We start from the raw sequence: 20122 nt of genomic DNA, 5'->3' as shown, positions 1-20122 counted from the left end.
ATAAAAGAAAAACAAAAGAGCATGACAGTTTTATGTCATGCTCTTTTAACAAATTAATTCTCAAACACAAAATTAATCTTATTATCTTTCCACTCTAACTTCGCATCAAATGTTTTCTCGCCCTTTTTAAAACCTTTAATTAAATCGGTCTTTTCACCTTTTAAGAGCTTTGTCATATTCTTTTGTGAAATTGTTTTACTTAATATTTTCTTTGAGATGGTAAAGTCACATTGCGTTGTGTTGTAGTTAGAACAACCGTAAAACGTTGACTTATCAATTACGTCGCCGTCACATTTTTTACAGCTTCCAACCTTTTTACCTGTTGTAAATTTCGATCCTTTTCGCTCAATCGATTCAACATGTAATCCGGTGAAATCCCACTTCTCAGACATTTCCACTGCATCTTCAATAATTTTAGCTGATAGCTTTTTCGTTTGTTCCATAAATGTAGCTGGTGAAGCCGTGCCTTCACCAATTTCTGCAAGGCGCTGCTCCCATTTCGCTGTCATTTCTGGTGAAGCTAGTATTTTATCACCGATTGCGGTAATTAATACTTTCCCTTTATCGGTCGCATACACTTGGTTCTTCTTCACATCTATATATTTACGGTCTTTTAGCATCGTAATAATACCTGCACGGGTCGCTTCTGTACCTAAACCTTCTGTTTTCTTTAATACTTTCTCAAGCTCTTCATTCTCTAAATACTTACCAGCTGTTTTCATTAACGTAATAAGTTGTCCTTCTGTATAACGCTTCGGTGGTTGTGTTTTTCCCTCTTTCACTTTTACCTTTACAACTTTTCCTTCTTCACCTTCAGCTACAATTGGAAGAATGGTTTCGTCATCTTTATCGTCTTGGAAAATAACTTTACGCCAGCCTTCTTGAATTTGCTGTTTTCCTTTTGAAATAAATTCAGCACGTTCATCTACAAGCGTTACAATTGTTGTATAGTCAAAGATTGCAACTTCATAATGAGCTGCTATAAGTCTTCTTACGATCATATCGTAAATTTTCTTTTCATCACCTGATAATCTGCTTGGGTTTGTAACTTGCTCTGTCGGAATAATGGCGTAGTGATCTGTTACTTTCTTTTCATTCACATAACGCTTATTATTCATAATCGATTCAACCGGAGCTGGTAATAAACCTTTATATTCATCAAACTGACTTAACTTCTGTAAAATATCAGGGAATGTTGCCGCTTCACCTTGTGTAACATAGTTGGAATCTGAACGTGGATAAGAAACAATTCCTTTTTGATATAGTGCTTGCGTTATATCAAGCGTCTTTTTCGGTGAGAATTTAAATGCTTTATTTGCCGTTGCTTGCAATGATGATAAGTTAAATAAAAGCGGCGGCTGAAATTCTTTACGCTCCGTTTTCATTTCCTTCACTACTGCCGGTTTACCTTGGCAAAATGTTGCAATTTTATTCGCCATATCAGGATCTTTTAAGCGGGATTCACTATCCTTCTCCCATTTCCCCTCATACTTCTTTCCTTCTATATTAAAGGTTGCGAACACTTCCCAAAACGGCTCTGACTTAAAGTTTTCTATTTCCTTTTCACGCTTTACGATTAACGCGAGTGTCGGTGTTTGTACACGACCAGCTGAAAATACATCATTCATTCCTTTTTTCTTTAACAAAATACTAAACACACGCGATGCATTCATACCAACAACCCAATCCGCACATGACCTTGTATACGCCTCATAGTACGTATTGATTGTATCTGATTCGTCAAGCAAATTTTTAAATCCTTGGTAAATAGCTTGCTTCGTTAAAGAGGAGATCCAAAGACGCTTCATCGGCTTTTGTACGTTACAAAGATTAATAATGTTTCGTACAATTAATTCCCCTTCGCGCCCAGCATCGCCCGCATGAATAATTTCTGTTACCTGTGGATTATGTAACAGCTGTTTCACAATGTTAAACTGCTTATACTTTGACTTTGTTACTTCAAATTGAAAACGCTCTGGAATCATCGGTAACGTATTAAGTGACCATTTTTTCCACTCGGCGTGATAATGCTCTGGATTACATAACTGCGTCAAATGACCAATTGCCCATGTACAGTACGCTCCATTTGGAAATAACTCATTCGCTTCTACTTCTAAATATCCATCTTTCCGGCGATATTTAAACTGTGAAACAAGAGCCAAACCTTGATCTGGTTTCTCGGCAATAATTAATTTCATTTTATAACTCCCTATCTGTATTCCACTGTTACTTTCATTGTCTATCTGTTTAGAAGCGATGATAAAACAACAATCTTATTTATCATTCGCGGGTTGTCCCGAGTAATGGGATAACTATAATATTATACGCTTATTCTTTATGTGTTCACAATAGAGATACTCACATATTATTTCTCCTATAATTAAAACAACATAAATGTGAATTCAATTGTACAAAAGTTAAACTCTACAACCATATCACTTTTTTTCTATTAACATAAGCTATTATAAACTTGAAAAGGATGATGATAATATGAAAAACCTTGTAAGTATACACGACTTATTAGCAATTATAGAGCATACCGAAGGCTGGTTATCGCCGCATGAGCAAGTTGCACTATTGCATTTGCCTTCAATGGTAGATCATTTAAACGGCGATATAGTTGAAATTGGTTCCTATAAAGGAAAAAGTACCATTGCATTGGCACTTGGAAGCTCTCTAATGAGCAAAAAGAAACGTCCAATCTACGCTATTGATCCATTCCTTGATTATTATTATCCTTCATTTCAGTTCAATATAAATTACCATAGTCTACAAGATTTCGTTATTCCAATAAAAAAGTTTAGTACACAAGCTTACGATGATTGTCCTAAATCTATTGCTGCATTATTTATTGATGGTGATCATGAATATTCTAGTGTAAAACACGACATCACTCATTATGTATCACGCGTTATAAATGACGGACTCATTCTTTTCCATGATTATACTGAGCAATTCCCAGGAGTCATCAAAGCTGTAAATGAACTTTGCAATAACACTGAATACAACATTGTTTTAACTTATGACCACCTTATTATTGTTCGAAAAACCAATAATTAAGCTCCGCTTCATTCCCCTGCTTGCTATCTTATTTCGTTTTTATTCACAAAAAAAGACGTTCAAAAGCCGAACATCTTTTCTATTCATTTTTTACTATATATATTTCTCTCAGAGTAACATTACTTTTCCCTCTGTAACTAATATGACCTATGGTTATTGAAATGTACTGTTTTTTATAGATCCTCTCCTACTAAAAACACACATCAATATTTGAACATTATATCGAACTCCCCTCTATTAAATTGTGCAGATAATATGCAGATATAAATAAGCATAAGTACTCTCCATATGAACATATGATGAAATGAATGATTGGACAGGGAGGTATCATGATGTTTACTTATACGTTAACTGCCTTAACGCTTTGTTGTATCTCGATTCTTATTACATCATATATGTCTAAACGAAAGGGTACCTTAATGGAGTATATGGTATTTATTATGTCTTTTAGTATGAGTATCGGTTTAAGTATAGGTTTTTATTTAGGTATTCTATTTAAAGGAGAATTGCTATATTCTACTTTGCTTGCGATTTTAATTAGTGGTTGTATCGGCTTTTTAGTTGGTCTACGTTTTCATCTATATACTGCTTTAGAAGGAATGTTCTCTGGGGTAATGGCAAGTATGATGGGAGCAATGATTACAGAAATGCTAAATGCGCAACAAGCTCATAGTATACTGTTTATCAGCCTTTTATTTACTATAACGATTACTATGTCATTTATAATTCAAATTTTATCAGAAAGGTTTTCTACTGTGATCCACCGATGCTTTTTGTTAGTGCTTTCAATTAGTGTTGTAATTATTGTTTCGGTATTCATAACATTCCCCGATTTTACTCCTTCAACTTCACACGAGTATAAACAACATATGCACTAACACTTAAAACAAAATTATTAAATCAGAAACCTTAGAAGAAGCGATACTTTTAGGTATGCAAGAGGATTTCTCTGTAACGAATGTATTAGCAGTTCTCCTATTTATTAGGGCTTTATTTCTTAAGAAACAATAACACTGTGATTATTAAATTAGAAAAAGGTAACCAAAATCCTCTTCACAAAAAAACGTATGATTGTGTATAATAAGAACTAATGTTCCTTTCGGGGATTCACTAAACCTAAATTACACTTATATATCAAATAGAAGAGGATTGATATACCATGAAAATTGATAGACCCAAAATTTCACCAGAGTTATCTTCAAAAAATTTTCAAGATATTTTTTATGAAGAAGATCCTACACTAGAAATGTGTGAAATTATCGATTCCACTTTCGAAAATGAATCTGTGGATAGAGTACGATTATATGATGCCGTGATAAAGAATTGTAAGTTCACGAATACAGACTTTAGCAATATTGATATTACAGATGTTTGTTTTGAAAACTGTGATTTATCAAATGTTAATTTAAGCAATTCTTCTGTTCACAGAGTCGAATTTAAAAACAGTAAATTAATCGGGGTTAATTTTACAGAATCTAGCTTAGGAAATGTTAAATTTGAGAATTCTATTTTGAACTTAGCTGCATTTGGAAATTCTAAACTAGAAAAGATTGTATTTAATGAAACTTCATTAAATAGTGCAGATTTTTTTGACTGTAAACTAAAAAAAGTTGAATTCCAATTATGTAGCCTTGACGAAGCTAATTTTGACCAGACATCACTGAAGGGGATCGATATTAGCTCTTCTAATTTTAATACTCTGACAGTTTCAGTGAGCGATTTAAGGGGATGTAAAGTATCTACATATCAAGCTGTTCAGTTTGCGACTTTATTAGGATTAATAATTAAAGATTAGTATTTCGAAGATAAAAAGAACCCTATCCCGAATCATGGATTTTTTAATTGTCCACGATTCGAGATAAAGTTCAAATAAATTAGTGATGACTTTCTTATTATTTAACTACAGCTTGTTTTCCTTTGACATGTTCATTATTTACACTCATAAACGCTTCAATTTCTTCCACTTCTCTAATGATATCTTTTGACAAGTTTTCGTATCCGTCTTTTGTTACAAGAATATCATCTTCAATACGAATTCCAATCGATTCTTCTTCAATATAAAGACCCGGTTCAATTGTTATAACCATACCTTCTTCTAAAACTCTATCTTTATATGTCCCTACATCATGCGTATCTAAACCAAGGAAATGGCTGACACCATGATAATAATATTTAGACAATTCTTCGTCTTCTTGAATTAAACCAATTGCTTTACACCCTTCTGCGAGTACTTTTTTAGCATGCTCATTTAATGCAGCGAACTTTAAGCCTGGCTTAATAATCTCTGTTGTTTCTTTCAATGCTTTTAATACGATATTATAAATTTGTTTTTGGCGACTAGAGAATGTTCCATTTGCCGGGAATGTATAACTAATATCAGCGTTATAGTAGTCTTTTTGAGCACCTAAATCTAGTAGTACTAAATCACCATTTTGAATTTGTGCATCATTATCTTCATAATGAAGAACTGTAGCATTTTTCCCGCTTGCCAAAATTGTATGAAACGCATGATGCTTAATGCCAGATGACTTCAGTGTGAAGTCAAACTGAGCTTCTAATTCATACTCCATCATGTCTGCTTTTGCATGCTTAAGTACATTGTAAATACCGTCTTTCGTTACAGCAATCGCTTCTTTAATCACTTCAATTTCTTCTTCTGTTTTAAATACTCGCAATTCACAAATATTCGGATATACATTACCAATTGTTACGTGTGGGTATTGTTCTCTTACATGTTTAGCAAATGCTAATGTTTTTGTCTCTGTACCATTCCATTCACGACGCTCTAAATCCAAATATAGATGCTTCACATTTTCTGTGAAGAGTATATTTGACATCGTCTTTTCAAAGCTATCTAAATATACAACTTTCTTTATACCTGAAATCTTCTCTGCTTCTTTGTTAGAAACAGTTTTCCCAACCCATTTTTCCATTACTGGATCTGATTTTTCAATGAAAAGTGTCTCTTCTACACTATTCCCAAACTTTTTCAGCATAAAAATAACATTTGGTTCATTGATTCCTGTTACATAGTAAAAATTCCGATTCGGCACAAATTTATAATGTGCATCCGCTGACATATGTGGTGCTTGTCCGGCAAATAAAACAGTAATAGATTCATCTGGTAATGTTTTTACTAATCGTTCTCTATTTTGAGCAAAAAATGTTGATTTCATAATAATCCCCCTAGCGTTCTATGTATGATTAAAAAATAATTATCTAATCAATTCATTTTATTATTGTTACAATTTTTCGTCAATTTTTAACCTTTTTTGATGGTGTTGACATAATTAAAATTACACGTTACAATAACTATACATTAGTAAGCAACTAATATATTTAAATTAAACTAGGGGTGAAACAAATGAAAAACATTTTATTCCGTATTAATGAATTATCAAAAAAAGAAAAAGCAACTGGATTAACAGTTGATGAAAAACAAGAACAACAAATGCTACGTCAAAACTATACACAAACATTTCGTGGAAGCTTAGATTCCATTTTATTAAACACAAAAATTGTTGATCAAAATGGTCTTAACGTTACACCAGCCGCATTACAAGATGCTCAAATACGTTTAAAATTAAGCAAATGAGTTCCGCGCAAAAGAATTTCAATAAAACATAAAAAGAGCTGGATTTCCTATTTAGAAATTCCAGCTCTTTTTATTGTTTTTTCTAATTTATCATACGAACGATACATAGCAATTCTCCACGATACAATCATCGCAAAAGCGAGTAAGAAAAACATTCCACTTAACTCTGCTAAGTCAATCGATTGACTTAAATACGATTTCATTACTACTCGCACTACTAATAATCCAACTAAAATAAATATAAATGCTTTTGACGGTTTCATATATATTTGTTCATTTCTTATTTCAAACTTCGTTGTTTTAATAAGGAATATAGAGAAAATAAGTCCTACAGTAATTGCTTCTACTATTTCTAATGACGTTAACCGAAACGCTGGTAAGAAGTACATCATAGCACCAGTACTCATAAAAAATGGGGGCAATATAATTTTCTTTTTCGTTACCGGTTTTTTCGCTGCTTTAAAGCGAAGAAACATGACACCAACAGCCATACAGACTGCTACAATACTTGATAAAAGTGCTATCATACTTTCCACTCCTATCTATTCAAATGACTTTTTGAGCAAAATCATAAATTAATAAGTAACTACAAGCACCATTATAGAATTTCTTCATTCTATCCCTCCTGCTGTAAACTTTCCATATTCGCTACACTTATTTTACGCAAAGTTTATGAACGGAATATGAACAAAATATTACATTCAATTTTCAAACAAAAAAGCCATTTTGCAATTAATATTGCAAAATGGCTTTTAACTTATTTTAAATCGTCATTTGTAAATGCACCTGGAAGTAATTGCTCAACAGTCACTTCTTTTTCATCGCCTTTTACATTCGTTAATAATACAGGCATTTTCGGATCACAGAATTCAGCAATTACTTGTCTACAAGCACCACATGGTGAAATTGGTCCGTCCGTTTCTCCTGTAATAACTAAGTAACTAAAGTCGCGCTCACCTTCTGATACTGCTTTAAAGATTGCTGTTCTTTCTGCACAGTTACATAAACCATAAGAAGCATTTTCTATATTACAACCAGTATAAATTTTACCTTCTTTCGTAACTAACGCCGCCCCAACAGGAAATTTTGAATACGGAATATACGCTTTTGCTAACATCTTATTTGCTTCTTCAATATATTTTTTCTTATCCATATTATTTCCCCCTCAAAGTAAGTGTAATGATGATTAGTCAGTAATAACTGTATGAACTAATTTAGGAGCCACTGCTGTTTCAGCGATAGAAATGTTCTCATAAATTTTCGCTTTTACATCTTCTACATTTTCGCGATTTGCATAAATCGTTACGAATGGCTCGCCTTCTTTTACTGCATCGCCCACTTTTTTACGTAACATTAATCCTACTGCTAAATCGATTTCATCTTCTTTTGTTGCACGACCAGCACCAAGTAGCATAGCTGCGATACCGATTTCATCAGCAACAATGTTAGAAATAACACCTGAAGTTTTAGCAGGTACATCAATTACATATTTCGCTTGTGGCATTTTTTCTGGATTGTCTACAATCGAGCTATCTCCACCTTGATTGCTTAAGAACTCTTTAAACTTCTCAGTTGCTTTTCCGTTCTTCATCACTTCAATTAACATTTCACGCGCTTCTTCTAATGTATTAGCTTTTTTCGCAAGTACAACCATCTGACTTCCTAATACGAGTACTAATTCTGTTAAATCTTCTGGACCTTCACCTTTTAACGTATCAATTGCTTCTTTCACTTCTAGTGCGTTACCAATCGCAAATCCAAGCGGTTGTGACATGTCTGAAATAACAGCCATAGTTTGACGTCCTACATTATTTCCGATACGTACCATTGCATGTGCTAATTCTTTTGCATCTTCTTCTGTTTTCATAAACGCGCCAGCACCTGTTTTTACATCAAGTACGATTGCGTCAGCTCCAGCTGCAATTTTTTTACTCATAATTGAACTTGCAATTAGAGGAATTGAGTTAACAGTTCCTGTTACATCGCGTAATGCATAAATCTTTTTATCTGCAGGTGTTAAGTTTCCTGTTTGTCCGATAACAGCTACTTTGTCACGGTTTACAATATCAATGAACTGCTCTTTCGTAATTTCAACGTGGAATCCTTCTACTGCTTCTAATTTATCAATTGTTCCGCCCGTATGTCCTAAACCACGACCAGACATTTTTGCTACTGGTACATCTAAAGCAGCTACTAATGGCCCTAATACTAATGTTGTTGTATCACCAACACCACCAGTTGAATGTTTGTCTACTTTAATTCCTTCAATTGCAGATAAGTCGATTGTTTCTCCAGACTCCACCATTGCCATCGTTAAATCTGCACGTTCGCGATCTGTCATATCTTTAAAGAAGATTGCCATTGCAAGTGCACTTACTTGATAATCAGGTATACTTCCGTCTGTATAACCATTAATAAAGAATTTGATTTCTTCAGTTGTTAATTCTTTGCCGTCACGTTTTTTCGCAATAATATCTACCATTCTCATTACAATCACCATTCCTTTTTATATGATATGAATCTATTAAAATAATAAGCCTACGATTGTTGCTGATAAGAAACTTACTAATGTTGCACCGAAAAGTAATTTCAAACCAAATCTTGCGACTACATTCCCTTGCTTTTCATTTAAGCTCTTAACTGCCCCTGCAATAATTCCAATTGAAGAGAAGTTTGCAAATGAAACTAAGAATACAGATATAATCGCTGTCGTTCTATCTGAGAAATTAAAGTTTCCTTGTGCTAAATCTGTCATAGCGACAAATTCATTTGATACTAATTTTGTTGCCATAATATTTCCGGCATTAACTGCTTCATGCCAAGGTACACCCATAATAAATGCAAATGGTGCAAATGCATAACCAAGAATTTCTTGGAATGAAATACCGATTACACCTTTAAATACTGCATTAATGAATGCGATAAGAGCAACGAAACCAATTAACATAGCTGCTACTGTAATCGCAACTTTAAATCCATCAATAATGTATTCCCCTAATACTTCAAAGAAAGTCTTTTTTTCTTCTTCTTGTACTTCTAACATATCTTCTTCATCAGTAACTTCATAAGGATTAATAATAGAAGCAATAATAAAGCCCCCGAATAAGTTAAGCACTAAAGCGGTTACAACATATTGCGGTTTTAATAACACCATATACGATCCAACGATAGACATGGAAACGGTAGACATTGCAGATGCACATAATGTGTACATTCTTTTCTCTGGCAATAATCCTAATTGTTTCTTAACTGAAATAAACACTTCAGATTGCCCTAAAATCGCGGAAGCAACAGCATTATATGATTCTAGTTTCCCCATTCCATTTACTTTACTTAATGCTAGACCGATAGATTTCACAATAATAGGTAACACTTTAATGTGCTGCAAAATACCGATTAAAGCTGATATAAATACGATTGGCATTAATACACTTAAAAAGAATGAAAACTCTTTTTGATTTACTAATCCACCAAATACGAAATTTACACCGTCAGCGGCATATTTTAATAGCTCTCCAAAACCATCTGCTATTCCGCTAATTAATATATTCCCTACACTTGTATTTAATAATAGAAACCCCAAAATGAATTGTAATATAACCATCGTTATGATTGGACGATATTTGACTTTCTTTCTATCATTACTAGCAAGCCAAGCGATACCTAAAATCAATACGAGGCCAAAAACACCGATTAAGTATTTCATAAGCCGTCTCCTCCCGTGTTCGTATCCGCTTACATTTCTTTCAATTGTTAAAGCAATAGATACACTTTACTTTGTGTATCTATTGCCCTTGACTTCACTAATGATTAGTAGTTATCTGTAGCACCTTTTGCATCATTTAATACGATTGCAACACTAGCACTTGCTCCAATACGAGAAGCTCCAGCAGCTACCATTTTGTCTGCATCTTCACGTGTACGAACACCACCAGATGCTTTTACACCAACGTTTGGTCCTACTGTTTTACGCATTAATGCGATATCTTCAGCAGTTGCTCCGCCAGTTGAGAATCCAGTTGAAGTTTTTACGAAGTCAGCACCAGCTTTTACTGATAATTCACAAGCGCGTACTTTCTCTTCATCTGTTAATAGACAAGTTTCAATGATTACTTTTACAAGAGCTTTTCCTTTTGCTGCTTGTACTACTTCATAAATGTCTTTTTCAACAAGTTCGTCGTCGCCATCTTTTAAAGCGCCTACGTTGATTACCATGTCAACTTCAGTTGCACCTTTTGCGATAGCATCTTTTGTTTCAAATGCTTTTGTTTCAGTCGTGCTTGCTCCTAATGGGAAACCGATTACAGTACAAACATCTACATCATGTCCAGCTAGTTCTTCAGCAGCTAGCTTTACCCATGTTGGGTTAATACAAACAGAAGCGAATTTATATTCCTTTGCTTCTTCGATTACTTTCATAACATCTTCTTTTGTAGCATTAGCTTTTAAAATTGTATGGTCAATTAACTTTGCAATATTCATTATCTTCACTCCTCATATCTTTTAACAACTTCATTCTAACTCTTAGTTGAACAAATGTAAATATACTTTTGAAATTTTGTTCATTCTTTTTAAAAAGGAATTTCCTTCCAGTAAATAAAGCGCATTCTAACTAAGAAATACTTCATATATAAATTCAAATTTTTTATATTAACAATGGTAGTATGTATCTCAATATCCATAATTATTTTAAAAAAGGCAATTTGTATTCAAAAATAATCCCATAATTCATACATAACAAAATAAAAGGCTTTCTCAAAATGAATATCTTGAGAAAGCCTTTTATTTCTAATCTTCTTTTTGATAATGTAACAATTCTTTCGCCGTATGCTGATCGATAATTAATACATTTGCATATCCGCCACGTAACGCACCATCAATTGCTTTTATTTTTCTATTACCACCAGCAACTAAAATAGAGCGTTTCTTTAATTTCAGTTCCTCTAACTCAATTCCAATGGTCCGCTTATTAATTTCTTCACTACTAATATTTCCGTCCCCATCAAAGAATCGTGAACAAATGTCACCGACCGATTGTTTTTTGAGTAAACTTGTTTCATCCTTATCGAAATAACCTAATCGGAATAATAGCGCTTCGTCTCGCACTGTTCCTACAGTGAAAATTGCAATATTCGCTTGTTTCCCCATTTCGATAATGTGATGAATATGTCGATCCTGCTCTACTAATTCTTTTGTCACTGCATTATCAAATATAACTGGAAGAGGCAGATTTCTTGGCGTCGTTTGAAAAGCATCTGCAAATAATGCAATGGTTTCATTTGCATATGTATTTACACTCGAATGGCTAATACCACCTTTTAGCTGGACAACTTCTACACCTTTTACATGTTGTGGTACGATTTTTCTAGCGATTTCATACATCGTCATTCCCCAGCTTACACCAACGATATCACCGTTTTTAACCGTCTTTTCCATATACTCAGCTGCATATTTACTTATATACTCTGTAATCGTTGCATATTCTGGCACTGGGGAAAATACAACATGTGCTTCTAACAAGTTATATTTTTCTTTCAGTAAATTGCCGACATTATCTAAATCAGCGAATGGATCGGCTATACTAATTTGAACAAATCCTTTTTCTTTCGCGTACTTTAATAGTCTAGAAATTGTCGGTCTTGAAATATTTAATTTGTTAGCAATTTCTTGCTGACTATAATCTGATTGATAATATAATCTTGCAACTTCAACGCTTAATTGTTGTTTATCTTTATCCATAGTAACTCAATACAAATCCTTTCCTGTATTTCCCTTTCGTTACAAGCATTATACAGCTTTATGCAAGAAATTTCGACTACTGAATTTTATATACCTGAACTTCTACTCCGCTTAGTATATACAATGAAATTTAATCAATAGGGAGTTTGTCCCTCCCCTACTGATTATCATCCCTCACAAATTGGGCGTTTACGGGCGACTTGTCCTCCCATAATGTAGAATCTTTTTATTAAGCAAACAGGTCGGATTATTGAGAAACTCATTTTTAAAACTCAAATTAGTATATAAGTGTGAAATAGTATTAGAATAAATAAGAGAAATAACCACTATTGATTATTTCTCTTTTTCATATACATATTTATTTTTGGAAAAATAATCTAACCCCAAATACTAATAATACTGCGCCCGTAATACCCTCTATTGTACGGTTCACTCTTTCTTTCCTTAAAAAAGTTCTTAATTGGCGTATTAGCGAGATATAAAGCAAATACCATATTGCAGTCAAAGTCGTAAATGTGAGTCCTAATAAAAGAAATTGGAGGAAATGATTTTGATTACTTACAATAAATTGAGGTAAAAAACTAAGGAAGAACACAGCAGTTTTTGGATTTAAAATTGCCGTAGTAAATCCTTGTCTAAAGCTTTTAATTGCCCCAATATTCTTAGAGTCCATTTCTATTGGACCTGACATATCTTCTTTTTTATGTAAGGCACTTTTAATTGACTTTACAGCTAAGTAAATTAAATAAAAAGCCCCAGCACATTTTATAAATGTAAATAACATAGCAAATTTCATTAGAATAGCAGAGAGTCCTAACGTAGCCATTATTGTATGAATCATCATTCCAGATATCGTTCCTAAAACTGTCTTTATCCCACCACTTTTACCATGCGAGATAGTATTTTTTGTAACTAGTGCAAAACCAGGACCAGGCATCATTATGATTAACATTGCTGTAAGGATAAATAATAGATAATTTTCCATGTTCTAGTATTTCCTTTCCAATTTTTAGTTTTGCTTACAGTATAGCTTTTTTCATTAAAACATTAAATATAAAAGACTTGATCAGAAATTTATATATCAAATTACAAGTCCACCTCTCACAAAAACAGGATAAAAAAATAAACAGCAGAACTAGTCCACTGTTTACTTCGCTACGCCTTCATGTAATTTTTCTGTATAATCTTTTACGTCTTTCCAGCTATCTTTTGCTGTATGTAAATCTTCTTTTATAAACGTAAATTCTTCTGGGCTAATTTCTTTTACGTTTTGTAGTAAATTATTATACTTTGCCCCTACTGTATACCATTGATTTGATATGTTTTGCAGTGCTGTAATTGCTGCATCAATCGTTTCAGTCATATTTGTTGTTTTATTTTTTACATCTGTCAAAATTGCGACTTCTGCTTGCGCTCCAGAAATTCTATCTTTTAAATTAGCGATTTCTCGTTCTGCATTTGCGATATCTTTTTTCGCGACGGCAATCATCGGTCCGCCAGCAAGACATGTTATTAGAGCTACGCAAAGTACGCCACCAGCAATAACCATATCATTACTCTTTTTAATCGAATCGTTATATGTATTGATTTGTTGCTCTAGAGCTGGAATACCTGCATTCGTACTTGCCAATATCGCTGTTAACTGATTTGTATCCTCTTTGAAACTATTTGTATCTTTCGCCATTCTATCGCGAAAAGCTTTCAAATTTCCTAATAATCCATCTACCTCATTTTGATTCTTTACAATATCCGCATACAACTTTTCTAAATCCGCTTTTAGTTTTCCGCTATCCTTTTGATCAATCGCTATTAACATGTCATTATAATACGATTGAAAAGTATTATTGTAATTAATAATATTTTGATCCGTTTTCATAATTTGAGGCTTCATATTATTTAACCAATATGCCGCATTCATTTTTGCATCTCTTTGATGCTGAATCATATTCCCTTTAAATTCACTATTAATCGAACTTATTTTACTTAAATCCGTCTCTTGTTGATTTTGAATTAATTTTGAATATGAATCCATTGCAAACATGCTTGATGTCGTTTGTGCCATTACATCTTGGAATCCAGCTGGTCCAAGAGAATAGTTTTTCACATTTTCTTGTAGCACCTTTACATTTTGTTCTGCTGCAAAAGGATGTAAAGGAAATGCGTTACTCGTTGCCACCCCAGCAATCATTAACGTTAAAAGACATTTTTTATAAAATCGTTTCTGCATATTTTCCACCTATTCTCTTTATAAGGATATCAAAAGCTCCTGCTCACAACTGAACAGGAGCTTCAAATCATTCATCAACACTTAACGCTCTAACGATTCGTATTCGATTATGCTTTTTTTGTGTCTACTACTTTAATGTCTTCAGCATAAATCTTTTCTGCATAGTCTTTAATGTTTTTCCAGCTATCTTTCGCAATGTTTAAATCTTCTTTAATAAAAACAAGGTCATTCGGACTAATTGAATCTACATTTTGAAGTAAAGAATTGTATTTTGACCCCATTGTGTACCATTGATTTGAAATATTTTGCAACGCTGTAATTGCAGTATCAATTGTATTTGTTAAATACTCAGTTTGTGTTTTAATGTTTGTTAATCCTGCTACCTCTAATTGAGCAGTTGTAATTTGTCCAGTTATTTTTTGAATTTCAGCTTGTGCATTATCAAGCTCTTTCTTCGCTAATACGATTCCAGCTGTACCACCGCCTACAGCCGCTGCGCCTCCTGCAATTAACGCCACTCCTAACGGCGTTCCTGCACCTGTAGCAATAACTACTGCACCACCGATAATTGCAATTGGCCCTAGAGCTGTCGCAACTGATGAACCGATAATAATTGCATTATATTTACTAATCGCTTCATTGTACGTTGTAATTTGATTTTGCAATAGCGGAATTCCAGCGTCTTGACTAGCTAAAATAGATGTAATTTGATTTGCATCACCCTTAAAGTTTTGCGTATCCGACGTCATTTTATTTCGGAATTTCTTTAAGTCTTCTACTAACTGATCTACTTGCGCTTTATTTTCATTAATACTACTTGATAATCTAGTTAACCCTTTCGTAAGTGTCGCTTTATCTTTTGCATCAACCGCAGCAACTAAAGTATCATAATAGTTTTGGAATTTCGTATTATAGTTAATGATATTTTGATTCGTTGAAATAAGCTGTGGCTTTAATACATCTAACCATTGCTTCGCATTTCCTCTAGCTGTATCCTGGTGCTGAATCACTTTTCCTTTTAAAGCAGCATCAACAGTCGATACATTTCCAAAGTTAACATTACCTTGTTTAATAATTGTTAAAGCGTACAGATCCATTACTAAAGCGTTTGAACCTGTTCTTTCCATTGCATCTTTTAGGCCTTCTGGTCCTAATGAGTATTCTTCATAGTCATTATAAGCTTTTGCGACCGCATGTACGGGAGCTTGTTTCACTGTACTTTCAGCTGCATACGTATGGGCCGGCATAATATTCCCTGCTGCAAATACTGCCATAAGTGCTGATAGAGCCATTACTTTATAAGGTTTTTTTGTCATTTTTCTTCTCTCCCTATATCGTTACTTATTTTTAATGTACTTCAACGTTTGTAACATAATCTTCAAATTGATTTGTTTGTTTATTCATTTCATCACTTACTTTTTTAATTTGATTAAAATGTTTTTGAAGTAAACTACTATCTGTATACGTGCCTTCTTCAACATTCTTTTGAATTTGGATCATATTATTGTTTAAAACTTTCCAATCCGTTAATAACGTTTCTAATGTTGTAATTTGACGATCAATTAGTTCTGTAAAACTATTTACCTGATCTTCAACGAATGTAATTTGAGTCGCTTCTGCTTCAGTTTGTGATAATTTTTGAATAAGTGGTAATAGCTCTTTTTGCTTTTGCTGAATGCGAAGAGCTGCTTCTCTCGTTTGGCTATCTGCAGCATTTACAATTTCATTACTTAAAGTACCGATAGAAACGAAATCAATCGTTTTCGTTTGTGCAGTTTGATTTGTAATTGTAAATACTTGTTTACCGATATTAATAGAACCTTTAATAATTTCTTGAGGTCTATTCAATATAGTAGTTAATTCAGCTTGAATTTCCCCTTGAATTCTTTTAATATCTTCTCTTAATTTCACAATATCTCCACTTGATCCTTGCAGTGTTTTTATTGCTTCATCAGCTTTAATTGATAAGTTATTACTATCTTTATCTAATACCGATTTAAATCGATTTAACTCTAATAAATCTTGCTCCATACTCTCTTGGATGCTTTGTACTTGCAATTGTAATTTTCCATATGCATTTGTAAAATCTGCTTTTGCTTGTTCATCTTCATTGACTTTTCCTGCTAGTTCATAGAGCTTACTATAATAGCTATTAAATCTAGTACTATACCTCATCATCTCTTGATTTAAGTCGATTAACTTCGGATTATATTCATCAATCCACTCTCTTACATTTGCCTTTGCAAATTTTTGATGATTCGTCAAACTACTCATCGCATTTACCTTAATGTCTGGCTGTTGTAAAATAACTAATCCATATGCTTGTATAAGTGGTGATTGTGATCCTAACATTCTAATTGAATTCGATAATGTATTTGGAGCAATTACATTTTGTGCATATACTGTTTTCACTTCTGTTTGCCCCTCCTTAGCGTAAGCGCTTACAGGAATAAAACAACTCGTAGATACTGCTGTAACCAATAACCCTGTAATTAAAGTCTTTTTCACTTTAACTCCTCCTATGTATTAGCAACTATTACTATCGCATTTTATTATTCTATTTTCTTACACATAATTTGAGATGGTTAAAATAGAGAACGTTCTCATCGCGATCCATGTACGAACCACCTCTCCAAAATTTTATTGCTACAGTACTTACTTATTGTTATAAAACTTTTCATATATACTTAGTATGAATAACATTGCATAATTTTTCTATTCCATCTTATTTTCCACATTGATACAGTGAATATATTACACAAAAATATTATTCATTTTAAACTAAATAACGTATGTAAATATGAAATTACGTTTTCTTTTCATATAAGTTTTGTACTGTAAGGTCATTTAAACACAGCTATTTATCTATCGTAAAGAAGTATTTTCATTCCCTTTATTTTCAAGCTTTTATGTCCTTATTTCAAAATATAATCCGCTTCACTTTTTCAATTGAAATATCCATATATCACAACGAAAACCTCTACTTTTTCCGAGGCGAAAAAATTATATCAATATACTTTTATAACCGATATGCAATTATGCATAGAATATACACAAAAAGGATAGCTTTACTTACGTAAAGCTATCCTTAAAAAACCTTCTTACTTTTTCAAATGATATGGAACTGTCGTAATAACAACATTTCTTTTATAAAGTAAATACGCACGAATAAGTAAACTAGATTGATTATGAAGAATGTTATGCCAACCTTTTTTCGGAATGAACTGTGGTATAACGACAGTAACTCGGTAATTTGATTCACTCGCTTTATATTGTACTGTATCAATAAACTTTGTTAGCGGTTGAATAATACTTCTATAATAAGAATGTAATGTAACAAGCCTTACTTCAGGTTGCCACTTCTTCCATTTCTCTTCAAATTTCTTTTCCTCTTCTCTGTCAAAAGCAACATATACAGCGATAACTTGATCTGCCGAAAGAGATTTCGCATAGTTTAATGAATTTTCTACTACATGCGTCATACCAGCTACTGGAACGACAATTACATTCCCTTCAATCGGTACAATCCGTTCACAAGTTTTTAAACTTAGTTGGTCACCTACTGCATCATAATGCTTCTTAATTCTGTGGAACAAGAAGATAATAACAGGTAAGAAAATAAGGATTGACCAAACTTGTGCGAACTTAGTTAAAAAGAACATACTCATTACGATAAAACTAATGACTGCACCAATTAAATTGACCGTTAATCTCAAAGCCCATCCTTCAGGTTTTTCACGAAGCCATTTTAATACCATACCCGTTTGAGAAAGTGTAAATGGAATAAATACACCTACTGCATATAACGGAATTAAATGCTCTGTTTGCCCTTGGAAAGCTACAATTAAAATAATCGATGCGATTCCAAGTATAATAATTCCATTTGAGTAACCTAGGCGGTCTCCTCTAATCGTAAACATTCTTGGTATAAACTTATCTTTTGCAAGGTTAACTGCTAATAACGGAAACGCAGAATATCCTGTGTTAGCAGCAAGAATTAATATTAAAGCCGTTGTACCTTGTATAAAATAGTACATGAAATTACGTCCAAATGTTTGTTCAGCAATTTGTGAAACAACTGTTACTTCTTTACTTGGAGAAATTCCGTAATAATAAGCTAGGAACACAATTCCTGAAAATAAAACTGCAAGTAATGCACCCATTGCAAGCAATGTTTTCGCTGCATTGTTAGGTGCAGGATCTTTAAAATTTGGAATTGCATTAGATATCGCCTCAACACCTGTTAAAGCAGAGCTTCCTGAAGCAAATGCTCTTAGCAGTAAAAACAAACTAATTCCCGCAACCGGTGTTCCAATCGGCGTGTGTAGAGCCTGCGAAACGTGACCCGTTAAAATATTATATATCCCTACACCAATTAATATAAATAGTGCTAAAACGAATAAATAAACAGGATATGCTAAAACAGAAGCTGATTCTGTTACGCCTCTTAAATTTAAGATGGTAATAAATATAACAAATATAATCGCAATGATTACATTATGTGCATGTAAACTAGGAAAAGCTGATGTGAGTGCGTCTGTACCTGCAGACACACTTACTGCAACAGTTAAAATATAATCGACTAATAAAGATCCCCCAGCTATTAACCCTGGATTCATCCCTAAATTTTCTTTTGATACAACATATGCGCCCCCGCCATGCGGATAAGCAAAAATAATTTGTCGATAAGATAAAATAAGGGCTGTCAATAATACTAATACCCCAATAGCGATCGGAATGGAATACCAATAAGCGATCGCTCCAACGCCTGCTAATGCAATTAAAATTTGCTCTGGACCGTAAGCAACCGATGATAAAGCGTCAGAAGATAAAATTGCTAGTGCCTTCGTTTTATTAAGCTTTTGTTCTCCTAACTCAGTTGATTTTAACGGTCTTCCAATTAAAAATCTTTTAATAGATGAAACCAATGCTGTCCACTCTCCAATAATTTTGTACGAACTTTTCTGCTAGTTACAGCGGATAAACGATTTCTTCAGAAAACAAAAAATGTCTACAAGCCATAACGAAATAGACTTGTAGACATTATTTTTTTTGTCGCACAAGCTCCACCTTCCTTCTCAATATAACGCTTACGAGGTTAGCTGTCGGATTCGGGCCTATGAGTAGCCCTACCTTTTTCAAGGATTCACCCCATTGGATTAAGAACTAATCCATAAGAACGGGTCCCCCGCACCATGCGGTTTCAGCGATTTAGAAAATTGAAACTGTGGATTATAATACTCCTTTATTTTCAAAATGTAAACAAAAATTTTGAAAAAGAAAAAATTAAAATGATTGCGCATAATCCGCTGGTAAATATACATAATGAATACTAAAAAATCGATAAAGGAGACCCATATGTCTAAAGAAAAGAAACCTATTTTTTCCGATTCCTATTTAGATGCATTAGCAAATGAAATTAATCAATTATACGGTAAACGTGAACAGGAAATAAATTTGACAGATAGAACAAAAAGAAACAAATAATTTGTCGTAAAAAA

General features: G+C 33.4%; 18 protein-coding genes and 1 riboswitch. Of the genes, 5 read left to right on the top strand and 13 right to left on the bottom strand.

All coding sequences use genetic code 11. The features are described 5' to 3' along the window. Positions 1-53: 53 nt before the first annotated feature. Positions 54-2198, bottom strand: a complete 2145-nt coding sequence (gene topB / locus MR147_RS01860) for a DNA topoisomerase III (protein WP_074610967.1) — start codon at positions 2196-2198, stop codon at positions 54-56. A gap of 292 nt (positions 2199-2490) precedes the next feature. Between topB and MR147_RS01855 the strand changes: the two genes are divergently transcribed. The 3 genes from MR147_RS01855 to MR147_RS01845 all read left to right on the top strand — a co-directional run bounded on the left by MR147_RS01855 (position 2491) and on the right by MR147_RS01845 (position 4855). Next, entirely contained in the window at positions 2491-3060 is a 570-nt protein-coding gene (locus MR147_RS01855; protein ID WP_074610965.1) for a class I SAM-dependent methyltransferase, read from the top strand. Positions 3061-3392: 332 nt separating this feature from the next. Further along, a complete protein-coding gene (locus MR147_RS01850; protein ID WP_074610964.1) occupies positions 3393-3938 on the top strand; it encodes a hypothetical protein in 546 nt (181 codons plus the stop codon). 281 nt (positions 3939-4219) lie between these two features. Further along, a complete protein-coding gene (locus tag MR147_RS01845; RefSeq protein WP_000687264.1) occupies positions 4220-4855 on the top strand; it encodes a pentapeptide repeat-containing protein in 636 nt (211 codons plus the stop codon). Positions 4856-4952: 97 nt separating this feature from the next. Here MR147_RS01845 and MR147_RS01840 read toward each other — a convergent pair whose 3' ends face one another. Continuing rightward, a complete protein-coding gene (locus MR147_RS01840; RefSeq protein WP_074610962.1) occupies positions 4953-6236 on the bottom strand; it encodes an aminopeptidase P family protein in 1284 nt (427 codons plus the stop codon). A gap of 188 nt (positions 6237-6424) precedes the next feature. Here MR147_RS01840 and MR147_RS01835 point away from each other — a divergent pair, with 188 nt between their 5' ends. Next, positions 6425-6655, top strand: coding sequence for a DUF896 domain-containing protein (locus MR147_RS01835; protein ID WP_000789783.1), 231 nt, complete (start codon positions 6425-6427; stop codon positions 6653-6655). A 47-nt stretch (positions 6656-6702) separates the two neighbouring features. Here MR147_RS01835 and MR147_RS01830 read toward each other — a convergent pair whose 3' ends face one another. The 11 genes from MR147_RS01830 to MR147_RS01780 all read right to left on the bottom strand — a co-directional run bounded on the left by MR147_RS01830 (position 6703) and on the right by MR147_RS01780 (position 19549). Further along, positions 6703-7182 carry a CcdC family protein gene (locus MR147_RS01830; RefSeq protein WP_074610960.1) on the bottom strand — a complete coding sequence of 160 codons (480 nt, stop codon included), beginning with the start codon at positions 7180-7182 and terminating at the stop codon, positions 6703-6705. 230 nt (positions 7183-7412) lie between these two features. Continuing rightward, positions 7413-7808, bottom strand: a complete 396-nt coding sequence (locus tag MR147_RS01825; RefSeq protein ID WP_070805768.1) for a cytidine deaminase — start codon at positions 7806-7808, stop codon at positions 7413-7415. A 33-nt stretch (positions 7809-7841) separates the two neighbouring features. After that, positions 7842-9143, bottom strand: coding sequence for a pyrimidine-nucleoside phosphorylase (locus tag MR147_RS01820; protein ID WP_001983022.1), 1302 nt, complete (start codon positions 9141-9143; stop codon positions 7842-7844). Positions 9144-9179: 36 nt separating this feature from the next. Beyond that, on the bottom strand, positions 9180-10361 hold the full coding sequence (locus MR147_RS01815) for a NupC/NupG family nucleoside CNT transporter (RefSeq protein WP_000876184.1): 1182 nt from the start codon (positions 10359-10361) through the stop codon (positions 9180-9182). Positions 10362-10465: 104 nt separating this feature from the next. Beyond that, complete coding sequence (gene deoC / locus MR147_RS01810) at positions 10466-11137, bottom strand: deoxyribose-phosphate aldolase (protein ID WP_001017431.1); 672 nt, start codon at positions 11135-11137, stop codon at positions 10466-10468. Positions 11138-11443: 306 nt separating this feature from the next. After that, entirely contained in the window at positions 11444-12394 is a 951-nt protein-coding gene (locus tag MR147_RS01805) for a sugar-binding transcriptional regulator (protein ID WP_000356563.1), read from the bottom strand. A gap of 358 nt (positions 12395-12752) precedes the next feature. Continuing rightward, a complete protein-coding gene (locus MR147_RS01800; RefSeq protein ID WP_074610955.1) occupies positions 12753-13379 on the bottom strand; it encodes a LysE family translocator in 627 nt (208 codons plus the stop codon). Between the two features lie 162 nt (positions 13380-13541). After that, positions 13542-14621 carry a non-hemolytic enterotoxin NHE subunit C gene (nheC, locus tag MR147_RS01795; protein ID WP_074610953.1) on the bottom strand — a complete coding sequence of 360 codons (1080 nt, stop codon included), beginning with the start codon at positions 14619-14621 and terminating at the stop codon, positions 13542-13544. A gap of 107 nt (positions 14622-14728) precedes the next feature. Then, positions 14729-15937: a non-hemolytic enterotoxin NHE subunit B gene (nheB, locus tag MR147_RS01790; RefSeq protein ID WP_000162975.1), complete on the bottom strand. Its 1209-nt coding sequence runs from the start codon at positions 15935-15937 to the stop codon at positions 14729-14731. Between the two features lie 31 nt (positions 15938-15968). Continuing rightward, the gene (gene nheA, locus MR147_RS01785; RefSeq protein ID WP_000751842.1) at positions 15969-17129 is read right to left on the bottom strand and encodes a non-hemolytic enterotoxin NHE subunit A; all 1161 of its coding nucleotides are present in this window, start codon (positions 17127-17129) and stop codon (positions 15969-15971) included. 593 nt (positions 17130-17722) lie between these two features. Then, entirely contained in the window at positions 17723-19549 is a 1827-nt protein-coding gene (locus MR147_RS01780) for an APC family permease (protein WP_000254881.1), read from the bottom strand. 144 nt (positions 19550-19693) lie between these two features. Beyond that, a riboswitch (cyclic di-AMP (ydaO/yuaA leader) is annotated at positions 19694-19840 on the bottom strand. 139 nt (positions 19841-19979) lie between these two features. Here MR147_RS01780 and MR147_RS27030 point away from each other — a divergent pair. Continuing rightward, positions 19980-20108, top strand: a complete 129-nt coding sequence (locus MR147_RS27030; RefSeq protein WP_000031869.1) for a hypothetical protein — start codon at positions 19980-19982, stop codon at positions 20106-20108. Positions 20109-20122: the final 14 nt, after the last annotated feature.

It is taken from the genome of Bacillus cereus group sp. BfR-BA-01350 (assembly GCF_022663775.1).
Lineage (GTDB): Bacteria > Bacillota > Bacilli > Bacillales > Bacillaceae_G > Bacillus_A > Bacillus_A paranthracis.
Note: the sequence above shows the minus strand (reverse complement) of the source record. Positions and strands in the feature narration are given on the sequence as shown.